The organism is Saccharothrix sp. CB00851 (genome assembly GCF_001905065.1).
Classification (GTDB): Bacteria; Actinomycetota; Actinomycetes; order Mycobacteriales; family Pseudonocardiaceae; genus Actinosynnema.
The window spans coordinates 149,324-173,132 of sequence record NZ_LWLC01000003.1; the positions used below are offsets into that span (position 1 = coordinate 149,324).

17 protein-coding genes are annotated in these 23,809 nt (G+C 70.0%); 9 read left to right on the plus strand and 8 right to left on the minus strand.

Features of this window, described 5'->3' with window-relative positions:
- Positions 1-495 precede the first annotated feature (495 nt).
- Both A6A25_RS06010 and A6A25_RS06015 read left to right on the plus strand, forming a co-directional pair.
- A complete protein-coding gene (locus A6A25_RS06010; RefSeq protein WP_241828514.1) occupies positions 496-1,494 on the plus strand; it encodes a tryptophan dimethylallyltransferase family protein in 999 nt (332 codons plus the stop codon).
- A 15-nt stretch (positions 1,495-1,509) separates the two neighbouring features.
- Positions 1,510-2,877 (plus strand): tryptophanase, encoded by a 1,368-nt coding sequence (locus tag A6A25_RS06015; RefSeq protein ID WP_073886766.1) that lies wholly within the window; start codon positions 1,510-1,512, stop codon positions 2,875-2,877.
- 45 nt (positions 2,878-2,922) lie between these two features.
- Here the strand turns inward: A6A25_RS06015 and A6A25_RS06020 are convergent, their stop codons facing one another.
- The 6 genes from A6A25_RS06020 to A6A25_RS06045 all read right to left on the minus strand — a co-directional run bounded on the left by A6A25_RS06020 (position 2,923) and on the right by A6A25_RS06045 (position 11,463).
- On the minus strand, positions 2,923-3,516 hold the full coding sequence (locus A6A25_RS06020; RefSeq protein ID WP_073886767.1) for a GTP-binding protein: 594 nt from the start codon (positions 3,514-3,516) through the stop codon (positions 2,923-2,925).
- A complete protein-coding gene (locus A6A25_RS06025) occupies positions 3,497-3,868 on the minus strand; it encodes a DUF742 domain-containing protein (protein ID WP_053718070.1) in 372 nt (123 codons plus the stop codon). Before A6A25_RS06025 ends, A6A25_RS06020 begins: the two co-directional genes overlap by 20 nt.
- Entirely contained in the window at positions 3,868-4,305 is a 438-nt protein-coding gene (locus A6A25_RS06030; protein WP_053718071.1) for a roadblock/LC7 domain-containing protein, read from the minus strand. Before A6A25_RS06030 ends, A6A25_RS06025 begins: the two co-directional genes overlap by 1 nt.
- A gap of 44 nt (positions 4,306-4,349) precedes the next feature.
- A complete protein-coding gene (locus A6A25_RS06035; protein WP_073886768.1) occupies positions 4,350-6,797 on the minus strand; it encodes a sensor histidine kinase in 2,448 nt (815 codons plus the stop codon).
- A gap of 212 nt (positions 6,798-7,009) precedes the next feature.
- Positions 7,010-7,939: an SMP-30/gluconolactonase/LRE family protein gene (locus A6A25_RS06040; protein WP_073886769.1), complete on the minus strand. Its 930-nt coding sequence runs from the start codon at positions 7,937-7,939 to the stop codon at positions 7,010-7,012.
- A gap of 701 nt (positions 7,940-8,640) precedes the next feature.
- A complete protein-coding gene (locus A6A25_RS06045; protein WP_143192979.1) occupies positions 8,641-11,463 on the minus strand; it encodes an ATP-binding protein in 2,823 nt (940 codons plus the stop codon).
- Positions 11,464-11,957: 494 nt separating this feature from the next.
- On the opposite strand from A6A25_RS06045, the gene A6A25_RS06050 reads away from it, so the two are divergent.
- A complete protein-coding gene (locus A6A25_RS06050) occupies positions 11,958-13,028 on the plus strand; it encodes a hypothetical protein (protein ID WP_241828515.1) in 1,071 nt (356 codons plus the stop codon).
- Between the two features lie 117 nt (positions 13,029-13,145).
- On the opposite strand, the gene A6A25_RS06055 is transcribed toward A6A25_RS06050, so the two are convergent.
- Positions 13,146-15,218: a tetratricopeptide repeat protein gene (locus tag A6A25_RS06055; protein WP_158073685.1), complete on the minus strand. Its 2,073-nt coding sequence runs from the start codon at positions 15,216-15,218 to the stop codon at positions 13,146-13,148.
- Between the two features lie 219 nt (positions 15,219-15,437).
- On the opposite strand from A6A25_RS06055, the gene A6A25_RS06060 reads away from it, so the two are divergent.
- Together A6A25_RS06060 and A6A25_RS06065 are read left to right on the plus strand one after the other, a co-directional pair.
- Positions 15,438-16,850 (plus strand): DUF1996 domain-containing protein, encoded by a 1,413-nt coding sequence (locus A6A25_RS06060; RefSeq protein WP_073886772.1) that lies wholly within the window; start codon positions 15,438-15,440, stop codon positions 16,848-16,850.
- On the plus strand, positions 16,847-17,080 hold the full coding sequence (locus tag A6A25_RS06065) for an Imm1 family immunity protein (protein WP_158073686.1): 234 nt from the start codon (positions 16,847-16,849) through the stop codon (positions 17,078-17,080). Before A6A25_RS06060 ends, A6A25_RS06065 begins: the two co-directional genes overlap by 4 nt.
- A 132-nt stretch (positions 17,081-17,212) precedes the next feature.
- Here the strand turns inward: A6A25_RS06065 and A6A25_RS06070 are convergent, their stop codons facing one another.
- The gene (locus A6A25_RS06070) at positions 17,213-18,691 is read right to left on the minus strand and encodes a PucR family transcriptional regulator (RefSeq protein WP_143192980.1); all 1,479 of its coding nucleotides are present in this window, start codon (positions 18,689-18,691) and stop codon (positions 17,213-17,215) included.
- 174 nt (positions 18,692-18,865) lie between these two features.
- Here A6A25_RS06070 and A6A25_RS06075 point away from each other — a divergent pair, with 174 nt between their 5' ends.
- Genes A6A25_RS06075 through A6A25_RS06090 form a run of 4 tightly spaced genes read left to right on the plus strand, consistent with a single transcriptional unit; the run spans position 18,866 to position 23,809 of the window.
- A complete protein-coding gene (locus A6A25_RS06075; protein WP_073886774.1) occupies positions 18,866-19,747 on the plus strand; it encodes an FAD binding domain-containing protein in 882 nt (293 codons plus the stop codon).
- Between the two features lie 2 nt (positions 19,748-19,749).
- Positions 19,750-20,235, plus strand: a complete 486-nt coding sequence (locus tag A6A25_RS06080; protein ID WP_073886775.1) for a (2Fe-2S)-binding protein — start codon at positions 19,750-19,752, stop codon at positions 20,233-20,235.
- On the plus strand, positions 20,232-21,587 hold the full coding sequence (locus tag A6A25_RS06085) for an 8-oxoguanine deaminase (protein WP_073886776.1): 1,356 nt from the start codon (positions 20,232-20,234) through the stop codon (positions 21,585-21,587). Before A6A25_RS06080 ends, A6A25_RS06085 begins: the two co-directional genes overlap by 4 nt.
- Positions 21,584-23,809 (plus strand): xanthine dehydrogenase family protein molybdopterin-binding subunit, encoded by a 2,226-nt coding sequence (locus A6A25_RS06090; protein ID WP_073886777.1) that lies wholly within the window; start codon positions 21,584-21,586, stop codon positions 23,807-23,809. Before A6A25_RS06085 ends, A6A25_RS06090 begins: the two co-directional genes overlap by 4 nt.

A 23,809-nucleotide genomic window follows, 5' to 3' on the forward strand; every position in this document is an offset into this window, starting at 1 on the left:
TCCTGGTGATCGGCGGCCCCGTCCGCTTGTCCGGGCCGCTTTACCACACCGGGTCGCCAGCGTCACGCGAACAACGCGGCGAACAATTAACAGCAGCGTCTTGAATGGTGGAACGCATTAGCCGGCGAACGTTCGACCGTACCTCGGGCGGCACTGGGGACAAAAAGCCACGATCCGTCATCGAACCCCGGCACGCGATTAGTGCGAAAGACTGACGAAGGTCTAGTCAATAGGCCGTTCGGAGTAGTCTTGATTACCGTCCCCTTCCTCGTGACCACTGATCGACAGGACCTGTGACCTGCCTTTAGAGTGCCCTACGTCACGCTACGGCCGCCCGGTGGACAAGATTGCTTCGCCTAGCGTAACTTTCGACTCGCCCCCCACGAGGAGAACCCCGCCTTGGACCCTCAAAAAGTATCCATACGCGATTTTACGGGCCGACAGCTCAGTGCCCTGCTGCATTCTCTGGGCATCACGGAAAACACCGTCAAATCCGTGGGATTGCTCGCGGACGCGCTCGGACCCGGTGGCCTGCGCCCGGTTTCCGGCAGTCCGACCTGGCCCTCCGACGTCGCCGACGACCACACCCCGGTCGAGTTCTCCACGGCGTTCGCGGCAGGAGAGTCCCCGATCCTCCGCACGATCGTCGAACCCACCGCGACCAGGCCTTCCCGTGCGGCCAACACCGCGGCGGCGCTCGCCGCGCTCGACCGGATGCGGCACCGGGAGAACCTGGACACCCGCCGTTTCGACGCGGTCAAGAGCCTGTTCCTGCCGGACCACCCGGAAAGCGATTTCACGTTCTGGTACTCGCTGGTGTTCCGCCCCGACGAAGCGCCCGCGGTGAAGGTCTACCTCAACCCGGAAGTGCGCGGCGAAGCCGCCGCCGAGGGGTTGATCCGGGAAGCGCTGACCCGGACCGGTTTCGCCGCCGGTTTCCCGGTACTGCGCGCCCACGCGGTGACCAGGCCCGGACTTGACAAATATTCGTTCTTCGCACTCGACCTGGTGGAACAACGGCGGGCCCGGGTGAAGGTCTACATCTCCCACCACGCCGCGGATGTAACGGACGTCACGCGTGCCGCGAACGCCGCGCGGGGTGTCGATGTGGACAGGGTGCCCGATTTCTGCTTGCTCACCGGCGGCAGCACCGGAACGTTCGACCGACGCCCGCTGATTTCCAGCTACACGTTCCTGGACGGCGACGCGCAGGCACCGAGCGGCTATTCCCTGTACGTGCCGATCCGCGACTACGTCGCCGATGACGAAGAAGCACGCAGGCGGGTGCTCGCGGTGATGGCCAAGTACGACCTCGACCCCACGCAGTTCGACAGCGCGCTGCGCGCCATCGCCCGTCGACCGCTGGACGAGGGCGTCGGCCTGATCGCCCACGTGTCGCTGCGCATGGGCAGACCGCGCCCCGGCATCACCGTCTACCTCTCTTCCGAGGCCTACGACACGGCCTCACCCCGTTCGATCAGCCTGGCAGGCTAGTACTAGGAGTCACCCATGCCCACGATGGAGCCGTACCGCATCAAGGTCGTGGAGCCCATCCCGATCACCACCCGAGCGCACCGCGAACGGGCGCTGGCCGCGGCCGGGTACAACCCGTTCAACCTCGCCGCCACCGATGTGACGATCGACCTGCTCAGCGACTCGGGCACCGGCGCCCTGTCGGCCGAGCAGCAGGCGGCGGGACTGCGCGGTGACGAGACCTACGCGGGTGCGCGCTCCTACTACCGGTTCCGCGACGTGGTGCAGGACCTGACCGGCTACCCGCACGCGTTCCCCGTCCACCAGGGACGCGCGGCCGAGCGGATCCTGTTCACCGCGCTGCTCAAGCCGGGCCAGGTCAGCGTCAGCAACACGCACTTCGACACCACGCGCGCGAACGTCGAGATCCTCGGCGGTCAGGCCGTAGACCTGCCGTGCCGGGCCGCCGCGGACCTCGACGACGACGCGCCGTTCAAGGGCGACATCGACCTGGAGGCGCTGGAAGCCATCCTGTCCGGCCCTCAGGACGTCGCCGTCGTCGTGCTCACCATCACCAACAACGGTGGTGGTGGGCAGCCGGTGTCGATGGCCAACATCAAGGCGGCGGGTGAGATCGCCCGCCGCCACGGTGTGCCGTTCTTCCTCGACGCGGCGCGGTTCGCGGAGAACGCGTGGCTGGTCACGCAACGGGAGCCGGGCTACGAGCACCACACGCCCCGGCAGGTCGCGGAGGAGGCGTTCCGGCTGGCCGACGGGTGCGTGGCGAGCCTGAAGAAGGACGCCATCGTCCACATGGGAGGGTTGCTCGCGATCCGCGACCCCGAGCTGGCCGCCAAGTGCGAGCTGCTGCTGATCGCGACCGAGGGCTTCCGCACGTACGGCGGTCTCGCCGGCCGCGACCTGGAGATGCTGGCGCAAGGCCTGCTGGAGGTGACCGACCCGGAGTACCTGCGGGCCCGGGCCGACGCCACCGCGTACGTGGCCGAGCTGGCCCGGGCCGCGGGGGTGGACAGCGTGCGGCCGACCGGCGTGCACGCGGTGTACCTCAACGCCGGGCGCCTGCTGCCGCACCTGCCGCCGAGCCGGTTCCCGGGGTTCGCCCTGGCCACCGAGCTGTACCTGGCGGGCGGCATCCGATGCGCGGAACTGGGCTCGCTGTACCTCGGCGAGCTGGACGAGGCGGGTGAGCTGGTCAAGCCGGCGCCGTACGAGCTGGTCCGCCTCGCCATCCCGCGCCGGGTCTACACGCAGAGCCACCTGGAGTACGTCGGCGAGACGCTGGCGGAGATCGCGAAGGACCCCGAGCGGGTGCCCGGGTACCGGCTGACGCACGTGCCGAAGCTGTTGCGGCACTTCAACTGCCAGCTCGAACCGGTGGTGTGAGGCGGGACGGGTGACCGTTCGCGGTCACCCGTCACCGGGTCGGGCTCACGCCATCGCGTCGAGGCGGTCCATCGTGTGCTGGATCAGGCTCACCAGCACCGTCTTGGCCGACTCGCGGTCCCGCGCGTCGCACAGCACGAGCGGGATGGCGGCGTCCACGTCCAGGGCCCGGCGCACCTCTTCGACCTCGTAGCTGTGCGCGCCCTCGAAGCAGTTCACCGCGATGATGAACGGGATGCCGCGCCGCTCGAAGAAGTCGATCGACGGGAAGCTGCTGTCCAGCCGCCGCGTGTCGACCAGGATCACCGCGCCGATCGCGCCGTAGGCCAGCTCGTCCCACATGAACCAGAACCGGTTCTGGCCCGGGGTGCCGAACAGGTACAGCACCACCTCGGGGTTGATCGTGATGCGGCCGAAGTCGAGGGCGACCGTGGTCGTCTCCTTGGACTCCAGGCCCAGCACGTCGTCGACGCCGACACCGGCCTCGGTGAGCAGCTCCTCGGTGTGCAGCGGCGGTATCTCGCTGACCGAGTTGACCATCGTCGTCTTCCCGGTGCCGAAGCCACCGGCGATGACGATCTTCACTGGGGTGGGTACGAGCAGTTCCCCACCCGGCCGCTCAGATTCCACGGACACCATCCAACACCGCCTGGAGCAGGTTCCGGTCCGGCACTTGCGGGACTCGGGAGGGGTCTCGGATCACGACGTCACCGCGTTGGATGAGATCGCTCAACAGCACCTTGACGACGACGAGCGGCACGTCGAGGTACGCGGCGACCTCGGCGACGGACAACGGGCGGCGGCACAGCTCCATGATCTCCATGTGCTCGACCGACAGCGCGTCCGGGTCCGACGGCGACGGCATCGCGCGCACCTGCGTCACCAGGTGCAGCTCCGGTCGCAGCGGGCGGGTCCGACCCCGCACCATCGCGTACGGGCGGACCAACGGGCCCGCGGCCTCGTCGTACCACCAGTCCTCGCGGCCGGCCATCAGGAGGACCTTCGGGCGGCGGGCAGGCTCGCCGCGGCGGTGCCGCGCGGCGCCGAGGACAGGTACGTGCCGACGCGCTTGACGAGCATGTTCATCTCGTAGGCGATCATGCCCATGTCGGAGTCCTCTTCGCCAAGGACGGCCAGGCAGGCGCCGTGGCCGGCCGCGGTGACGAAGAGGTAGGCGTGCTCCATCTCGACGATGGTCTGCCGCACGGCGCCGCCGCCGAAGTGCCGCCCGGTGCCGCGGGCCAGGCTCTGGAACGCCGACGCCATCGCCGACAGGTGGTCCGAGTCGTCCTTCGACAGCCCGGGTGAGCGGCCCAGCAGCAGACCGTCGGCCGAGAGGACCACCGCGTGCCGAGCTCCGACCACCCGGCCGACCAGGTCCTCCAACAACCAGTTCAGTTCGTTGTGCTGGCTGGTCATGTCGTTCATCGGGTTGCCTTTCCGGTTTCCAGTCGTCCGGCCACTGCTGCTGATCACGGTTCGAGGTCGTCGGGTGTCCGACGGGCGTCGCGTGTGCCCCGTTGGAACGCCGACAGGCCCTTGCGGACCCTCTCGGCGGACTTCTCGGGATCGACCTCGGGGAGCGGTTCGGGCGAAGGGTGGAAATCGTTGCGCACCAACTGTGGCGCCAGGTTCTGCTGACGGCGCCTGCGTGGCAGTTCGGGTCGGTCGGCGGCGGTGGCGGCCGACCCCGGTTCTTCGGCGGGCCACTCGGACGTGGCCCGCTTCCGCTGCGGCAGCTCCAGCTCGCCGCTGTGCTGCGACAGCTCGAGCTCGCCACTGCGCTGCGACAGGTCCAGCCCGCCGCTCAGTCGTTCGACCTCTGGAAGGGGATGTTCGTTGGCCGCGGCCTCGGCTTGGGCCCAGAACCCTTCCAGGTCTCGGGAACTGTTGGGAAACCTGGCGTCTCGCACTGAGTCGTCGCCCTGCTCCGGGATCTCGTGGAAGGAGCGGCGGGGCAGCTGCCGGGTCTCGGCGGGCTCCGTCGCCGTGGTGGGGCCCGCGACGATCGCGGACGGGATGAGGACCATCGCCAGCGTGCCGCCGTAGGGCGATTCGCGCAGCTCGACGTGGATGCCGCGGCGGGCGGCCAGCCGGGCGACCACGAACAGGCCCAGGCGCGACTCGCCGCGCAGGCGCATCGCGTCGAACTCCGGCGGGTCGGCCAGCATCGCGTTGTGCTGCTCGCGGTCCTCGGGGTTGATGCCCAGGCCGTGGTCCTCGATCTCGACCACGATCCCCTGCGGCACCTCGCTGGCGTGCACCTGCACCTGCGACCGCGGCGAGGAGAACGCGGTGGCGTTGTCCACCAGCTCGGCGATCAGGTGGATGGTGTCGGCGACGGCCGCGCCCACCAGCGCTGTGTCGGGCACGGGGTTCACCTTCACCCGGACGTACTGCTCGGTCTCGGCGACGGCGGCGCGCAGCACGTCGAGCAGCCGCACGGGCTTGCGCCACTGCCTGCCGGGCTGCTCGCCCGCGAGGATGATCAGGTTCTCCGCGTTGCGCCGGGCGCGGGTGGCGAGGTGGTCGAGCTGGAACAGCGCGTCGAGCTGCTCGGGGTTCTCCTCCTCGCGCTCCAGCTTGTCCAGGATCTTCAGCTGGCGGTGCACCAGGCCCTGGTTGCGGTGCGCGATGTCGAGGAAGACCCGGTTCACGCCTTCGCGGGCCTGGCTCTCCTTGACAGCCGCGGCGACGGCGGTGTACTGGGCGGCGTTGAACGCGTCGGCCACCTGGCCGATCTCGTCGCTGCCGTAGTCCAGCGGCGGCACCTCGACCTCGACGTCGACGTGCTTGCCCTCGCGGAGCCGGTCGACGATGTCGGGCAGCCGTTCGTGCGCCAGGGTCAGCGAGTCCTTCTTCAACGCCGCGAGACGCGTGATCAGGGCCCGGTTGACCAGGCGGTTCGACGTGCGGATCGCGATCAGGATGCCGATGATCACGGCGAGCAGCGCGACCAGGCTGCCGATCAGCACGGTGCGGAACTTGCTCTCACCGCGGGCCATGGTGACGTTCACGGCGCTGGAGGCCTGTTCGCTGACCAGCGAGGTCAACTCGTCGGAGATCGGGCCGCTGACGTTCTGCCACTCCTGCAGCGACCCGGCGTCCGACGGCTTCTCGCCGCTCTGGATCAGCCTGCCCTCGAACTCGACCAGCCGCTTCCACGCGTCGCCCTCGATCATGAACTGGTAGTGCTCGCGCACTTCCGGCCGGGCGTAGGGCGCGATCGACTCGTAGGAGGAGTGGTAGGCGCCGACGAGGTTGGCGAACTCGATGTGCTCCTCCGGTGACGAGAACTCACCGGCGGCCAGGGCGCTCGACGCGAGCGACGTGGCGCGGGACATCCAGTCCGCGGCCTTGAAGTACTCGGTGGCGGTGATGGCGCCCTTGACGGACTCGTGGTCGGGAACCACTCGGGCCTGCACGCTGAACAGCGCGTCACCGGCGTCGAGGAGGCTGTTGTAGTACGTGTAGATCTCGGACTTCGACGCGCGTCCCGCTTCGAGGGCCGAACGGCGCTGCGGCAGCTGGTCCAGCAGCACGTTGAGCGCGTTGATCTTGTCGACGATCTCCTGCGGTGCCTGCGACGCCAGCTCGTCGAACGCCGTGCGCATGGTGTCGACGGCCCGGTCGGTCTCGGCCTGCTGCACCTCGAGGTCGCTGGTGCCGCGGCCGGGTTGGCTCAGCACGGTCATGCTGAGCTCGCGCTCCTTCTGCAGCGCGGCGAACGTCTGGACCGCCGGGATCGACGCGTCCTTCACGCCGGAGGCGACGGCCCGGAGGTAGAAGCCGTCGAACAGGGTGTACGACGAGAACAGCGCCCACATGATGAGCAGGACGATGCTGGGGACGACGACGACGCCGGTGAGTCGCGATCGGATCGTCTTGTAGTTCGTCTCCGTGGTGCTCTTCTGCTTCACAGCGCTCCGCAGCCTCGTCCGTTGCCTGGTCAGGCGCAGCACTAGGAACGCTGCCTCTTCTTCACCCGATCGGCGACGGAACGGTAACACTCGAAGATCATTATTACGAAGAGACAGCGATCACTTGCGCGACGCGACGATGAGGTTACCCAGTCGAGTGATGCCACGAACAGGGGGCCGATGTGAACTTCTCGGCACCGGCCCCCTGACTTTCACGGCTTCGGCACCGAAACGGCGTTGTACGTCGTCGTGGGCGTGGGCGGTGTGGTGAAACGGGCGTTGGGCAGGTAGAGCCGGCCCGCGAACGACGCGACCGTGGTCGGCACGTCGAACCGCGAGTCGGTGACCTTGGTCACCAGTGTTCCAGCCGACCCGTCCCTGAACAGGGAAAACACCGCGACGGTGTTCAGCCGGTTCTGCACGACGTAGAGCGTGCGGCGCTCGACCAGCAGCCCGTCGCCGTTGGTCAGCACCTCGCCGCCGAGGTCGACGGCGGTCGTCACGCCCGTGCGCGCGTCGACCCGGTGCAGTTGGCCGGTGTTGCTCTGGACGATCAACAGCGCTTTGCCGTCAGGCGTCTCCGCGATGCCGTTGGCGTTGATGACGCCGGGCGTCAGCACGAAGTCACCGGTCAGCGGAATCGCGGTGTGCGACTTCGCCAACTCGCCGTGCCGACCGAACGCGACGCGATACAGCACCGCCTTGCGCGAGTCGGTGAAGTACGCGGCGTCGTCGGTGATCACGACGTCGTTGACGAATGTGTTCGCGTCGGCGGCGAACTCGTAGGACTTGAGGATCTCTCCCGTTCGAGCGTCGACCACCCGCCCGTCACCACCCGCCCCGCCGGCCACGAACAGCCGCTTGCGCCGATCGACCTTCAACCCGACCGACGCGGTCCCCGGCCCCTGGCTGAACACCTCACCGCGCCCGGTGCGGAGGTCGACGCGGAACAGGTCCCCATCGGCCCGCGACCCGAAGTAGGCGGTCGGCGCGGCCCCGATCGCGATGCCCTCGGGCAGGAACCCGTCAGGCAACCCGAACTCGGTGGGGAACGGGTGTGCTTGCGCTGCGGCGGCGGGCGCGGTGGCGACGAGGGAAACCCCCAGCACCACGGCTGCCAGCGCACCGAGTGTGCGTTGCATGAGCACTCCTTCTCACTTTGCGGCGGCCCCGGGAGTGTTTCGCAACGCTCGGCGCGCGGTGAAGCGCACCGCGCGCGTGACGCGGCATCTACAGCGAACCGACAGGAGCGGGAAGGCCGGTCCCGTCCGCACGGACAGGACCGGCCCCGGGTGTGCTCAGGCGGCTTCGGACACCTGCGTGCGGTCGACGGCGTCGATGGACCAGTAGTCCGTCGCGGCCACGACTGCGAACATCCCCAGAAGGGTGAACGCCACACCAACAAGCTTCCAGCTCTGTGACACGAGGAACCTTCTTTTAAGTCGTCCTATGTTTGACCTCCGGTCTCGGGTTCGGAGGCGAGATGATCGTGTCAGAGCCCTTCAAGGGACCGGCACTGGGGTGGAATCCCGCTGGCTACGCCGAATGAGCGGAATACAGGCGCTCGCACACACGATCGAGCGACGCGTGCCCCAGTGGTACCTCATCAGTGATCGAAAATGTGGGACCAGCGGCAGAGTCGACCACTCGATCACCGCAAGGTTAGCCCAGATGGCTGGTTACATGCTGTAACGGGACCGGCGGTATGCCCCCGATCGCGCGGCCACAGGTGTCACCCGGCCGGTTTTGTCTGCCTACGCAGCGAAAGCGCACAAATGCGGTTCCATTAACCAAGCAGGATGTCCGTCTTGGTATTTGCCCCGTCGACCAGGCAGCTCGACCTTCAGGCCTGCCGGGTTTCGCGTCCCATTCCGGAAGCCTCATCCGACCAACGTGGATCCCTGGCGTTGGGCACGGTCCGTTCACCGTCGAAGGGGTCGAGCTTGGCCGCGACCTCCGCCGCACGCGGATCACCGGCGTCCGTGAAGATCTTCAACGCCTGCTCCCACCCCTCGGTGGCCGCCGCGTACGCCTTGGCTGCCCACCTCAGGTCACCGAGCAGCACCAAGGCGTCCGCCTTGTGCTTGGAGTTGCCCACCCGGTCGTAGAGCTGGACGGCTCGACGCGCGCAGTGGGTGGCGCCGACCAGATCCCCCCGATCCCGGTGGACCGCCGCCCAGACCTCGCACGCGCGGGCGGCCAAGGCCTGTGCCCGGGTGCGCATGTGCAGGCGGATCGCCCGACTGATGTAGCCCTCCGCGGTGCGCAGTTCACCTTGCCGCCGGTGCAGCTCGGCCAGTTCGCCGAGGGTGTCCGCCTGCCCGGTCAGGATGCCGAGCTCCTCGCGCAACTCCAGCGCGCGGTGGAACAACTTCGCCGCGTCCACGCGGTTGTTGCGGCTCATCGCCAGCACGCCCAACCGGTGCAGGGTGCCCGCCGCGAGCGTGCCGTCGTTCGCCTCGCGGGCCAGACGCAGGACCTCGTCGTAGCGGCGCAAGCCGTCCTCGATCCTGTCCTCGGCGACGTCGACCCGGGCCAGGAGGTGCAACGACGTCGCGGTACCGCGTTTGCTGCCCATCCGCTGGGCCATCGCGTGCGCGTGGTGGAAGTGCTTGCGCGCTTCGAAGAACGCCGACTGCTCGAAGCACACCAGGCCGAGATCGTTGTACGCCGCGGCTTCGGCGTCCAGGTCACCCTCCAGCTGCGCGGACCCGACCACGAGCGTGAGCACTTCACGGGATTCCTCGTAATAGCCGCACCGACGGAACATGTCGGTGACAACATGGGCCAGCTGGCACACGCGGGAGTGCATGCCCCTGCGTGCGGCGCGGTCGATGACGGCGCAGAGGTTCCCCCGCTCCTCGATGAACCAGTCCTGCGCCGCCCGGTCGTGCGCGAAGTCCAGCGGCAGCACGCCGGCCACCGGGTCGTGGACCTCTTTCCCCGGCCGGTACGGGAACGCCACCGAGTCCGCCGCTTTCGCGGTGTGCAGGAAGAAGTCGACGAGCCGGTGCTCGGCGAGCGCGCGTTCCTGCTCCGTCTCGTCCGCTCGCGCGCATTCCTCGGCGTAGTCGCGGAGCAAGTCGTGGAAGCGGTAGCGGTGCAGCGGGCCCGGCTGTTCGAGGAGGTGGGCCGACGTCAGCAGTTCGAGGCAGTCCAACGCCGCCGACCGCGTCGTGCCGAGCACGGCGGTGACCGCGTCGATGCTCAAGTCCGGCCCGGGGTGCAGGCCGAGCAGCCGGAACGCCCGACGGTCCAGGCCAGTCAAGGCTCGATAGGACCACGAGAACACCGTCTTCAGGCTGATGTCGCCGTCAGCGCCGTGATTGCCGAGGTTCAACAGCCGGCGCTCGTCCCTCAGCTGGGCGACGAACTCGGCTAGCGCGGCACCGGGGCTCGCCGCGATCCGGTGGGCCACGATCTCCATCGCCAACGGCAGGGCACCGCACAGCGCGGCCAGGTCTTCCACCGCATACCGGTCGCGCACGGCCCGATCACCGATCCGTGCTTCGAGCATCCGGGCGGCCTCCGACGGTCCCAGCGGCGCCACCGGGAAGGCGCGGGGACCCAGGCCGGGTAACCGGTTGCGGCTGGTGACCAGGACGGTGCAGTCGCGCAGGAGCGGGAGCAACGGGGACACTTGGCGCAATCCGCGGACGTTGTCCAGGACGACGAGCGCCCGACGGTCCTGCAAGGTGGATTCCAGCTGCCGTGCCCGCCGGTCGGCGGTGGTCAGGTGGTCCACGTCGACCCCCAGAGCTTCCAGGAAGCGGTCGACCACCACACTCGCGTCCAACGCCTTGTCCGCCGCGAACCCCTTCAAGTCGCAGTGCAGCACGCCATCGGGGAACAAGTCGACGACCCGGTGCGCCCAGTGCAGCGCGAGGGCGGTCTTGCCGACTCCCGCGGTGCCGTGCAGCAGGACGATGCCCGGGCGGGGCTCACCCTTGGCGCAGCCCGTCACCGCATCGATCTTGGCGAGCAGGGCGTCACGTCCTACGAAGTCCTCGACGTCGTGGGGCAGCCGCCGCGGTGCGGTCAGGGTTCGGGCAGGCCCGCGCGGTCGCACTCGTGCGGGCTCTGCCAAGCCCTCGTAGAACTTCTTGAGCGTCGCCGCGGCGGCATCCTCGAACTCGTCCTGGAGCCGACGCCTCATGGCGTAGTAGTAGGCGTCCATCTCGCTGCGCAAGTGCAAGCCGTGCATCGCCTCCAGCCGGTTCATGACCAGCGGCAGGTACGCCGAGTCGGCGGGCGGCAGTCCGTCGATGTGCGCGATCACGCCGCGGAAGTCGTTGTCCACCAACAGGCTGGAGCACAACGCACTCTGCATCGGGAGCCAGACGTTCTCGTGCGCCTGGCGACGCCACGCCAGCGCCGGCTCACCCGGCAGATCGGCGAGCGGGATGTCGTCGGCCCAGTACTCCATCGCCCGGCGGACCGCCCTCAAGGTGTCCCGCGGCTCGCGGGCCTCGCGCGACCGGTCGAGCAGTTGAGCCGATAAGAAGTAGTCGACGTTAGCCCGAAGGGCGGTCACCCGGTAGCCGCCTTTTCGATTCTCCAATTCCACGCCGGCGTTCATCAAATGCAACGCCTGCCTGATCCGACCGGAGTAGTTGTAGAACGTCTGGGCCAGGTTGCGAGGCAGTTTGTCGTCCTCTGCCCACATCCATTCCAGAAGTTCGGAAGTGGTGAACCAACTCCCCGGGTTGGTCAACAACACCCCCAGCATCCCGCGGGCCTTCGGTGTCGCCCAGCTCCTGTCCAACCGGGATCCGATGCGCATTCGCGTTTCGCCCAAGATCGAAAACAAGCAGGTCACAGCGCCACCCCTCGCTGACGTCCAGTCGAAGTCTGGTGCACCTCACGACCAACAGGCAATTACCGTTGCGAAATCGCTATTCGCCGCCCGGTAGACGTTTGACAGATACCTGACAGGCTGGCCCGCATGTTTGCGGAACCGCACGTGCAACAGTGCCCCTGAACAGCGGTTCGAGGGTTTCGGAAGATCACCGAGCAGTGTCCCGACAGAGTGGTCGTCGATTCTCATGCCAACTGGTCGTGCTTACTGAGCGGAGGTGCCACGTGACCGGAGACCTGTGGACGAATGGGCCGATCGGCTTAGGCGCGGGGAGCCGAGTGACAAGGGCGGGGTGCAAGTCGGTGCTCGTCGTGGTGCCGCACGTGGTCGCGGGAACGCGGTTGGCGGACCTGGTGCCGTTGCTGGAGGCCGACCACCGGGTGCAGGTGCTGTTCACGACGGAAGGCGCGGTGCACGGGACGGCCGAGTTCGTGCGCGGGCTCGACGGCCACGTCCTGCCGTGGGGGCAGGCGATCAGGCACCGGTTCGACCTGGTGCTGGCGGCGAGCTTCCGCGGCATCGACCAGGTGCACGGCGACGTGCTGGTCGTGGCACACGGCGCGGGCGCGTTGAAGTCGCGGGCGCGGCCACGACGGCGCGACGCGCTCCCGGCACACGGGCTGGCGCGCGAGCAGCTGATCCGCGACGGGCGCGTCGTCGCCTCGGCGGTCGCGCTGTCGCACCGCGATGAACTCGGCGCGCTGAGGGAATCGTGCCCCGAGGCCGAGCCCGTCGCCGTGGTGGCCGGGGACATCTGCCTGGACCGGATGCGGGCGAGCACGCCGTACCGCGAGCACTACCGCCGGGCGTTGGGCGTCGCGCCGGGACAGCGGCTGGTCACCGTCTGCTCGACGTGGACGCCCGACTCGACCTTCGGCGCGCACATCGACCTGTACCAAAGGCTTCTGGCCACCGGTCGACCGGTGGCGGCCGTGCTGCACCCGAACATCTGGAGCGTGCACGGCGCACGTCAGGTGCGCGCGTGGCTGCCTCGCGGACTGCTCGTCATCCCGCCCGAGGAGGGCTGGCGGGCCGCGGTGGTGGCGGCGGACGTGGTGGTCGGGGATCACGGGTCGTGCACGCAGTACGCGGCGGCGATCGGCAAGCGGGTGGCGGTCGTGCCGCTGCCGGAGGGCGTGCTGCGCGAGGGAAGCCTGGCCGACCTCGTGTACCGACGAGCACCGGTGCTCGACCCGCTCCGGCCGGAACTCGACGCCGCCGCGGTGGTTCCCGGGATGACCGAGGCGATCAGCTCGTGTCCCGATCAGGCCGGCGCCATCCTGCGTCGCACGATGTACCGACTGATGGGCCTGTCCGAGCCCGCGAGAGCGGTGCCCGTGTCGCCGGTGGCGGTGCCCCGTGTCGTGGGGTGAGTGGCAGGCCGAGGCGCCCGGCGTGTGGCGGGTCGTCGGCGGTCCGCGGGACGGGTTCGTGGTGGCGGAGGACGGCGTGGCCACCGCGCGGTGGGTGGCGGTGGCCGACGCCGTCGTCTACCCGGTGAGACGTGACCGGACGCGTTCCGGTACCGGTTGTCCGGCGCGGGTGTACGCCGCCTCCGCCGCCTTGAGGTGGGCCTGCTCTCGCTGCCGGTCGTCCCTGCGTAACGCGACGTCGGCCAGCAACAGCAACACGTCGGCGATGTAGTCGGGCGACTTCGTCTCCGCCATCACCGGCAGCGCGGAGTCCAACAGGTCGGCCGCGTCGTCCACCCGGTCCAGGGCGAGGGCCGGTATGGCCGCCACGGTGCGGACGCGGGCCAGTTCGAGCACCTGGCCCAGCTCCGACATGATCGCCGCGGCGGTGGCGAACGCGGCCATGGCCTCCTCGTGCCGCGCCAAATCGGTCAGCGCCTCGCCGATCCTGCGGTGGGCGAGTGCTTCACCGCGCCGCCTGCCCAGCGCCGACTCGAACTCCAGCGACCGCCGGAAGTACGTCAGCGCGTTCTCGGATTCGCCCTGCTGTCGACAGATCCGCCCGAGTTGGCGCAGCGCGGTGGCGATCGAGGCGAAGTCCTCGGCCTGGTGAGCCAGCTCCAATGCCCGTGATGCCGCGCGGGACGCGTCCGTCTGCCGCCCCACGTTCAGGTAGCCGATCGCCAGCTGCATGCGCAGCCGGGATTCCGCCACGGCGTGCCGGTCGAGTCGCGCCGCCTCCGCACCGGCTTCGAACGCGGCGATCCAGTCGGCGAAGTGGTGCCGGTGGAGGAAGAACCCGAACATCGTCTCCGCGACCTGCCACGCGAGTGCGTGCCACTCCCTCTCGGCCGCTTCACGGATGGCCATGACCAGGTTCGCGCGTTCCTCCTCCAGCCAGTCCAACGCGGCGGTGACGTGATCGAACACCGTGTCCGCCGACTCGTAGCGCGGTCCGACGCGAGGCCGGTCCGGCACCACGGCCAGATCCGCGGCCACGGACCGTTCCAGGTACCACTCGACGATGCGACGCACGGCGGCGTCGCCTTCGGCCGCCGAGTCCCATTCCGCGTGTCGGCGTGCGTGCAACCGCAACAAGTCGTGGTACCGGAAGCGCTCGTCCGCCACCTCGCTCAGGAGGTTCTTCTCCACGAGGTCCGACAGGACCGGTTCGACGTCCTCCGGCGGCTGGCCCACCGCGGCGGCCGCCGCCTCCACACCGAAGGACGTTCCCGGGTGCAGAGCGCACAGGCGGTACGCCCGCGCGTGCCCTGGCGGCAATTCCAAGTAGGAGACGTCGAACACGGCCTCGACCGAGACCCCGTCGTCCAAGGTCAACGTGCCGAGCCGTTCCGCGCGCAGTGAACCGACTTCCTTCGACAGCGAACGTTGGGGGTGGGTCGACAACCGGGCGCCGATCACGGATAGCGCGATGGGCAGACCCGCGCACAGGTGGGCCAGTTCCCGAGCCGCGTCGGGTTCCGAGGCGACCCGCGTGCCGACCGCTCGTTCCAGCAGTTCCACCGACGACTCCTCGTCGAACGACTCGACCTCGACGAACCGGGCGCCGTCGACCGCCAGACCGCTGAGCCGCCACCGGCTGGTCACCACGACCGCGCTGCGCGCCGAAGTCGGGAGCAACGGCCGGACCTGGGCCGCGGACACAGCGTTGTCCAGTAGCACCGAGATCGAGCGGTCGGCGGTCATCGAGCGGAATGCGGCCTGTCTTCGCGGTAGTCCCCACGGGATCTCGACGGTGGGCATGCCCAACGCCAGGAGGAACGATTCAAGCACCTCTTCCGGCGTCATGGGTTCGTCGCCTGTCCGCGCGGCGAGGTCGACGTAGAGCTGCCCGTCCGGGAACGCCGACCGGGTGTCGTGCAGCCAGCGCAGCGCCAGCGAGGTCTTGCCCACGCCTCCGGGCCCGCTCACCACGACGACCAGCGGATGTCCTTCGTTCTCCACGAGCCAGCCGTCCAGCGCGGCCAGTTCCCGCGCCCGGCTGGTGAACAACCTCGGCGCGGGCGGCAGCTGGTACGGGATCAGCGGCTCCCGTCGCCGGTCGTGGAAGTGCACCTCCCCGACGCTGCCCGCTTGGACCACCGACCCGTAGACCATGCCCGACATCGAGTTGTCGCTACGTCCCCGCAAGGCACACCCCTCCCCTGACCTACCACCCACAGCAACAGATGGCCGGCGGTCCGACAACGGACAGGAGAGTGACATCGAAGATAGGGGGCGATCGAGATAACGAACGGGTAACGGGCAGGTCGCGGACTGGGTGCGGTACGTATGCCAGTGTGTCCACCGCCCACCGGCGGTCGGGGTTCAACGCACACAGGCGCGTACCTACGACGAGGTGACACATCCATGACGCGAAACCAGGGGCGGCACCGCTTCTCCCGGCGCACGAAGCTGACTGCCGGCGTGACCGGGTTGGCGCTCACGATCGGCCTGGCCGTCGCGATCAGCACCACCGGCGATCAGGGCACCGCCCAGGCGGACGGGGCGGACATCTCCCTGTTCGTCGACATCACGAAGCAGCAGCGCAACGTGAAGGTGCCCCGGCCGCAACGCGGTGCCAGCACGGGCACGTTCACCGTGGACTGCGGCCGCAACGAGAACGGGCACTTCAACCCGGACAACTTCATCGCGCAGCCGGGGGTCCGCAACGGCGCCGAGCACCTGCACGACTACGTGGGCAACGTGTCGACCGACGCCGACTCCACCAACGAGAGCCTGCTCGAAGCCGACACCACCTGCAAGAACGGCGACAAGTCGGCCTACTTCTGGCCGGTGGTGCGGATCGACCGCGAGAACGAGGACGAGGAGCCGGGCGAGCCGGCGGGCGCCGAGGTGGAATGCCCTGACGTGCGGCGCAAGCTGCGCAACGTGCCGCGTCAGGCCAAGGCCGAGGTCGACCGCAACCTCCAGGCGATGAAGGACCAGGTCGCGGAGGCCAACGAGAAGCTGAAGGCCGCGGCGGACGTCGACGACCCCGACTTCGTCAACAACACCGTGCTCCGGCCGTTGCGGGACAAGCGGACCGCGTCGATCGACCGCATCGTCCAGGCGATCGACCGGGTCGCCGAACGCCCGCGGCGCCTGAAGAGGCTCGCGCCGTGCACGGTGAAGGACGGTGACGCCAACGACGCCAAGGTCGCCGAAGCCGCTCAGGAAGCCGAGGCGGACGCGCCGGAGAAGGGTGACGGCAAGAGCGCCAGTGACGAGAACGAGCTGCCCGGCAACGAGGGCGAGATCCAGCGCCCCGAGGTCGTGGACATCACCTTCCGCGGCAGCCCCGTCGTCAAGGTCGAGCCGATGCCGCAGTTCCTCCGCGTCCTCTACGGCGACGCCAAGGTCTCCACGAACGGCCCGAAGAACGCCCGCAAGTCGTGGACCTGCACCGGGTTCGAGGACAAGGTGCTGATCGACAAGTACCCGATCTGCCCGGAAGGCAGCAAGGTCAAGCGCATCCACGACTTCGCCAGCTGCTGGGACGGCAGGAACACCGACAGCGCCAACCACCGCGACCACATCGTCTACCCGAACGAGAACGGCAAGTGCCCGCGCGGCTTCAAGGCGGTGCCGCAGTTGCGGATCAGCCTGACCTACGACATCCCGCGTGACGTCCAGGTCGCCGGGCAGTACGCGGTCGACGCGTTCCCGCAGGAGGAGCACAACCCGTTCTCCGACCACGACGACTTCGCCAACGTGATGTCCGAGGAGATCATGAACCGGCTGGTGCAGTGCGTGAACTCCGGCCGCCGGTGCCGGGAGTGACCGTGATCCAGGCGAACTTCGCGTCCGGTGTGGACGAACTGCGGGCCGCCGATGACGTGCACCAGCCGCTCGACCGCCTCGGCGAGGGCCCGCGCCGACGTCCCCGGTACGCCGGGATCGACTTCCCCACCCACTGCGAGATCCCGGTCGCCGACCTCACCGTCGCGATCGAGGAGTTCCTCGCCACCGGACAGCGCCCGACGCTCGTCCCGTGGCAGCAGGTGCGGTGAGGAAGACGCCATCCCCGGCCTGCGCGGCGGCGGGTCGGGGATGGCCCCTGCCGAAACGCGCGTTCCGCGGCCACCGTGGTCCCCGTTGCGCGAGTGAGCGCGATGTCGGACGCGGACGACGGTCGGCGAGGTTCACCCCGCTTGCAGCGCCAGGTACAGGTCGACACGTTCGGCGAAGTCCGACAGGTCCACGCCGAGCAGGTCCTCCACCCGTCCCACCCGGTAGCGCAGGGTGTTCACGTGGACGTGCAGACGCGCGGCGGCCGTGGTCCACGAGCCCGAGCAGTCCAGGAACACCCGCAGCGTGCCGACCAGGTCCGAGCCGTGTTCGGCGTCGTAGTCCAGCACCGGGCCCAGCAGCCGTCGGCGCAGCGAGCGGCGCAGTTCCTCCGGCACACCGGCCAGCAGCAGTTGGTGCAGGGCGATCTCCTCCCCCGCCACCACGCACGTCCGACCGGTCCGCCGTTCGCCCAGGCGTCTCGCGTGCGACGCCTCCTCCGCCGCGCCGCGCAGCCCCGCGTGCCCGACGGGTGACGAGATCCCGACCAGCACCCTGGTCGAGCGCAAGCCCGGTTCCAGCGTCCGCAACGCCGACCGCACCCCCTCCGTCCACGGCCCGGACGGCGCCAGCGCGTACACCTCCGCGCCGACGGCGGCCACCAGGAACGTCGACGTGACGGCCGCCAGCACTTCCTCCACCAACGCGACGGCCTGCTCGACCTGCCCGTCCGACACCGACGCCGCGAGCACGCGCAGCGGCGCGTCGGGGTCCCAGCCGACGGCCGCGATCCGCGCGGCGACGTCGCCACCGGCGAGCACCTGCCGCAGCAAGGGCCCGGCGGCGCGGTTCTCGATCTCCCGCCCCTGCACGACCCGGGCCCGCTCCACGCCGACCAGGCTGGCCAGCTCGGCGGCCACCTCGTCCCGCGCGCGGTCGCCGGAGACCACGAGGATCCAGGACGTCAACCGCGACCCGCCGCGCGCGGACACCGGCAGCAACGTCGTGCCGCGGACCACCCTCGGCAGCCGGTCGGCCAGCAGGAACTCCCGCACCAGCGCCGCCGCCTCCGGCAGTTCGGGCCCGGCGACCACGTGGCCCGTGCAGGACAGCACCCGGCACGGCGCGTCCAGCTCCGCCGCCCCGGCCGCCACCAGCTCGGACAACCCGCCGCCGTCGGCGACCACGGTCAGCAGCCGCCGGTGCCTGCCGAGCAACGCGCCCGCGTCACCCACCCGTTCGGCCGCCAGCTCCAGCACCACGCGTTCGGTGATGGCCGCGAACGACAGGTCGACCGGTACCTCCAACAGCGGTATGCCGTGCCGTTCACACGCCTCCACCAGCGCCGCGGGCAATTCACCGGCATCCGGTGAGCTGGCCGCCAACGCGGCGACCCCGGCCGCCGCCAAGGAAGCGACGAACTTTTCACAATCGGCCGCCGACCGGTGCCACAACAGCCCGGAAAGCACCAGCTCACCCCCGGACAGGTAGCGGGCCGGGTCGGGCAGTTCGGTGCCGTAAAGCCTGGTCACGGGGCTGTCCAAGGACTCGGCACCGCCGACGAGGCGAAGTCGGAGTTCCGGCATCCCGAGCAGGCTCCGAACCAGCAACACGGGCGCCTCCTCCACGTCATCTCACCGGTTTACCTTCGTCCGATCGTGTTTGTAGGAAAGCACAAATCGACTCGTCGTAGGAGCCTGGGATTCATGCGCACCGCCGTAGCCGATCACCACCCCCGGTCTGTGTACTGGCTCACACACCGCGCACTCCACTCACCGAGGTAGCCGATGGATTTCCTCCGCCCCGACACCCTCGCCGAGGCGCTGGCCCTGAAGGCGCAGCGCCCGGACGCCGTGCCCATCGCCGGCGGCACGGACGTGATGGTGGAGCTGAACTTCGACCACCGCCGCCCGGCCGCCCTGCTGGACCTGACCCGGATCGCCGAACTCCGCTCCTGGGACACCGACGGCGGCGACCACGGCACCGTGCGCATCGGCTCCGGGGTCCCGTACACGCGGATCATCGACGAGCTGGGCGAGCGCCTGCCCGGGTTGGCGATGGCGTCCCGCACGGTCGGCTCGCCGCAGATCCGCAACCGCGGCACGGTCGGCGGCAACCTGGGCGCCGCCTCGCCCGCCGGTGACACGCACCCCGTGCTGCTCGCCGCCGGCGCCACCGTCGAGGCCGCCTCGACCAGGGGCACCCGGCTCATCCCGGCCACCGAGTTCTACCTGGGCGTGAAGCGCCACGCGTTGGAGCCGGACGAGCTGATCACGGCGGTCCACGTGCCGACCACGCGGGCGCCCCAGCAGTTCGCCAAGGTCGGCACGCGCAACGCCATGGTGATCGCGGTGTGCTCGTTCGCCGTGGCCCTGCACCCGGACCAGCACCGGGTCGGCGCCGCGGTCGGCAGCGCCGCGCCCACGCCGCGCCGCGCGTCGGCGGCCGAGGAGTTCCTGTCCGCCGAGCTGACCGCCAGCAACCAGTGGGACTCCCCGAAACCGCTGCTGGACTCGGTGAAGCGGCGGTTCGGCGAACTCGTGGCCCAGGCCGCGAGCCCCATCGACGACGTGCGCGGCTCGGCCGCGTACCGCAAGCACGCCCTCTCCGTGCTGGCCCGCCGCACGCTCGACTGGGCCTGGCGCGACTACTCCGAGAAGGTGGCCTGACCATGCGCGTGAACGTGACGGTGAACGGTGAGCCGAGGCAGGCCGACGACGTGTGGGAGGGCGAGAGCCTGCTCTTCCTGCTCCGGGACCGGCTGGGTCTGCCCGGCTCGAAGAACGCGTGCGAGCAGGGCGAGTGCGGTTCGTGCACGGTGTACCTGGACAACACGCCGGTGTGCTCCTGTCTGGTGGCCGCGGGCCAGGTGCAGGACCGCGAGGTCCGGACGGTGGAAGGACTCGCCGACGGCGACCGGCTCGACCCCGTCCAGGAGGCGTTCGTGGAGGCGGGCGCGGTGCAGTGCGGGTTCTGCACGCCCGGTCTGGTGGTCGCCGCGCACGACCTGCTCGACCGGGTGCCACGACCGAGCGACCCGGAGATCCGCGAGGCCCTGGCCGGCAACCTGTGCCGCTGCACGGGCTACGAGAAGATCCTCGACGCCGTGCGCCTGGCGGCGACCCGCAAGGCAGACCCGGAGAGCTCGGCCCGATGACGCCGACCATCCTCGACGGCGTCGCGGTGGCCACCGTGGACGCCGCGGGCACCGAGCACGCGTTCGGCCACGTCGTCATCGAGCACGGCCGGATCACCGCCGTGGGCCCCGGCCAAGCGCCCAAGCCGACCGGCCCGCACACGTGGGTCGACGGCAGCGGCTGCCTCGTCACGCCCGGTCTGGTCAACACCCACCACCACCTCTACCAATGGGCCACCCGCGGCCTCGCCCAGGACGCCACCCTGTTCGAGTGGCTGACCGTGCTGTACCCGGTGTGGGGCGGCCTGGACGCGGAGATCACGCACTCGGCCGCCTCCGCCGGGCTGGCCAAGCTCGCGACCACCGGCTGCACGACCGCCGCCGACCACCACTACGTCTACCCGCGCGAAGGTGGCGACCAGTTCGCCGCCCTGGTGGAGGCGGGCCGGCGCGTCGGCATCCGCCTGCACGCCATCCGCGGCTCGATGGACCGCGGCCGGTCGCACGGCGGCCTGCCACCGGACAACCTGGTCGAGGACACCGAGGCCGCCCTCGTCGCCACCGAGAAAGCCATCTCCGACTACCACGACACGAGCCCGGACGCTCTGGTGCGGGTGGCTGTCGGGCCGTGCTCGCCGTTCTCGGTCAGCGCCGAGCTGATGACCGGCGCGGCGGAACTGGCCCGCGCCAAGGGCGTCCGGCTGCACACCCACCTCGCCGAGACCGTCGACGAGGAGGACCAGTGCCAGGCCGAGTACGGCTGCACGCCCACCGAGTACGCCGAGCGCCTCGGCTGGCTCGGTGACGACGTGTGGCTCGCGCACACCGTGCACCTGTCACCCGATGCGGTGAAGCGGCTGGGCGCCACCGGCACCGGCAGCGCGCACTGCCCCACCTCCAACGGCCGGCTGGGCACCGGTATCGCCCCGGTCCGCGACCTGCTCGAGGCGGGCGCCCCGGTCGGCCTCGGCGTCGACGGCGCGGCGTCCAACGAGTCCGGCGGGATGGTCGAGGAGCTGCACCAAGCCCTGCTGCAGGCCAGGCAGCGCGGCGGCCCGCGGGCGCTGGACGTCCGCCAGGCGCTGTGGCTGGGCACCATGGGCGGCGCGCGCTGCCTCGGCCGTGAGCACGAGATCGGCTCCCTCGAACCGGGCAAGCTCGCCGACCTGGCCGTGTGGCGGCTCGACGGTCTCGACCACGCGGGCATCGACGACCCGGTCGCCGCCCTGGTCCTCGGACCGCAGCCGAAGCTCAAGCTCCTGCTGGTGGGCGGCCGGACCGTGGTGGACGACGGCGAACTGCGCACCGCCTCCGAAACCGATCTCGCGCGCGACCTGCGCGCCGCCGCCGAGCGACTGAAGGGGAAGCGATGAGCCTCACCCCCGCCGAACTGACCTCCGCCGTCCCCGGTGGCATCGGCTTCAGCCCCCAGCGGCCGGACGGGAACCTTAAGGTGCGCGGCGAGTTCGCCTACGCCTCGGACCTCTGGCACGAGGACATGATCTGGGGCGCGACCCTGCGCAGCCCGCACCCCTACGCGCGGATCCTCTCGATCGACCTGACCGAAGCCCTGCGGGTGCCCGGCGTGTACGCCGTGCTCACGCACCGGGACGTGCCCGGGCAGAACCGGTACGGCCTGGAGCACAAGGACCAGCCGGTGCTCGCCGAGGACGTCGTGCGCTACCAGGGTGAACCGGTCGCCCTGGTCGGTGCCGACCACCCGGAGACCGCGCAGCGCGCGATGAAGCGCATCAAGGTCGAGTACGAGGTGCTCACGCCGGTCGTGGACATGGAGACGGCGGTCGACGACACGCCGCTGCACCCCGGCGGCAACCTCGTGCGGCACGTGCCCGTGCGGCGGGGTGACCAGCAGGCGGCGGCCGAGGTCGTGGTCACCGGCCGGTACGAGGTCGGCATGCAGGACCAGGCGTTCCTCGGCCCCGAGTCCGGCCTGGCCGTGCCCGCCGAGGATGGTGGCGTCGACCTCTACATCGCCACCCAGTGGCTGCACGTCGACCAGGGCCAGGTCGCGGCGGCACTGGGTCTGCCGCTGGAGAAGGTCCGGCTGACGCTGTCCGGTGTCGGCGGCGCGTTCGGCGGGCGCGAGGACCTGTCCATGCAGGTGCACGCGTGCCTGCTCGCGCTGCACACGGGCAAGCCGACGAAGATGGTCTACAACCGCGAGGAGTCGTTCTACGGACACGTGCACCGGCACCCGGCGGTGCTGTACTACGAGCACGGCGCGGACCGCACCGGCAAGCTCGTGTACGTCAAGGCGCGGATCTACCTCGACGGCGGCGCGTACGCCTCCAGCACGTCCGCTGTGGTGGCAAACGCGGCCACGCTCGGCATCGGCCCTTACGACGTGGACAACGTGACCGTCGACTGCTGGGGCGTCTACACGAACAACCCGCCGTGCGGCGCGATGCGCGGTTTCGGCGCGGTGCAGGCCGGATTCGCCTACGAGTCCCAGATGGACAAGCTCGCCGAGGCCCTGGGCCTGGACCCGGTCGACGTGCGGATCGTCAACGCGATGAGCGAGGGCTCGGTCATGCCTACCGGGCAGGTGGTCGACTCGGCCGCGCCCGTCGCGCAGTTGCTGAAGCTGGTGCGGGACAAGCCGATGCCGCCGCTGTCGACCACCGTCGACCTGCGGGACCTGCCCGGCGGCGTCTCCAACACCACGCACGGCGAAGGAGTGGTGCGCGGTGTGGGCTACGCCGTCGGCATCAAGAACATCTGCTTCTCCGAGGGCTACGACGACTACTCCACCGCGCGCGTCCGGCTGCAGGTGATCAACGGCGAACCGGCCGCGCTGGCGCACACGGCGGCGGCCGAGGTCGGCCAGGGCCTGGTGACGATCATGCAGCAGATCGTGCGCACCGAGCTGGGCGTGGAGCGGGTGACGATCCTGCCGATGGACACCAGCATCGGCAACGGCGGCTCGACCTCCGCCTCCCGCCAGACCTACGTGACCGGCGGCGCGGTGAAGGCCGCGTGCGCGGCTGTCCGGGAGAAGCTCGCCAAGCTCGCCGGCGGCCGCGACCCGGCAGACGTGGACCTGGCCGGGCTGCTGGGCGACGAGGTGATCGACGAGACCGTGGAGTGGCGGCACCGGGCCACCGAGCCCATCGACCCCGAGACCGGGCAGGGCAACGCCCACGTCCAGTACGGGTTCGCCGCGCACCGCGCCGTGGTGGACGTGGACGTGGAGCTCGGCCTGGTGAAGGTGGTCGAGCTGGACTGCGCGCAGGACGTCGGCAAGGCGCTCAACCCGCAGGCCGTGCTGGGCCAGATCCAGGGCGGGTCGGCGCAGGGCCTCGGCCTCGCCGTGATGGAGGAGATCCAGGTCGAGGGCGGCAAGGTGCGCAACCCGTCGTTCACCGACTACCTCATCCCGACCGTGCTCGACATGCCGCCGATGAGCATCGACGTGCTCGAACTCGCCGACCCGAACGCACCCTACGGTGTGCGCGGCGTCGGTGAGCCGCCCACGATCTCCTCCACCCCGGCGATCGTCGCGGCCATCCGCGCCGCCACCGGCCTCGCCCTGACCCGCGTGCCCGTGCGACCGGAGCACATCACCGGCACCTGA

What these genes read in the sequence shown, in the direction of transcription:
- A6A25_RS06030 (WP_053718071.1), bottom strand. Translation starts at nt 4,305, where the DNA reads ATGAACGACATGACCAGCCAGCACAACGAACTGAACTGGTTGTTGGAG.
- A6A25_RS06040 (WP_073886769.1), bottom strand. Translation starts at nt 7,939, where the DNA reads ATGCAACGCACACTCGGTGCGCTGGCAGCCGTGGTGCTGGGGGTTTCC.
- A6A25_RS06075 (WP_073886774.1), top strand. Translation starts at nt 18,866, where the DNA reads ATGGATTTCCTCCGCCCCGACACCCTCGCCGAGGCGCTGGCCCTGAAG.
- A6A25_RS06015 (WP_073886766.1), top strand. Translation starts at nt 1,510, where the DNA reads ATGCCCACGATGGAGCCGTACCGCATCAAGGTCGTGGAGCCCATCCCG.
- A6A25_RS06060 (WP_073886772.1), top strand. Translation starts at nt 15,438, where the DNA reads ATGACGCGAAACCAGGGGCGGCACCGCTTCTCCCGGCGCACGAAGCTG.
- A6A25_RS06025 (WP_053718070.1), bottom strand. Translation starts at nt 3,868, where the DNA reads ATGGCCGGCCGCGAGGACTGGTGGTACGACGAGGCCGCGGGCCCGTTG.
- A6A25_RS06090 (WP_073886777.1), top strand. Translation starts at nt 21,584, where the DNA reads ATGAGCCTCACCCCCGCCGAACTGACCTCCGCCGTCCCCGGTGGCATC.
- A6A25_RS06085 (WP_073886776.1), top strand. Translation starts at nt 20,232, where the DNA reads ATGACGCCGACCATCCTCGACGGCGTCGCGGTGGCCACCGTGGACGCC.
- A6A25_RS06080 (WP_073886775.1), top strand. Translation starts at nt 19,750, where the DNA reads ATGCGCGTGAACGTGACGGTGAACGGTGAGCCGAGGCAGGCCGACGAC.
- A6A25_RS06045 (WP_143192979.1), bottom strand. Translation starts at nt 11,463, where the DNA reads ATGTGGGCAGAGGACGACAAACTGCCTCGCAACCTGGCCCAGACGTTC.
- A6A25_RS06020 (WP_073886767.1), bottom strand. Translation starts at nt 3,516, where the DNA reads ATGGTGTCCGTGGAATCTGAGCGGCCGGGTGGGGAACTGCTCGTACCC.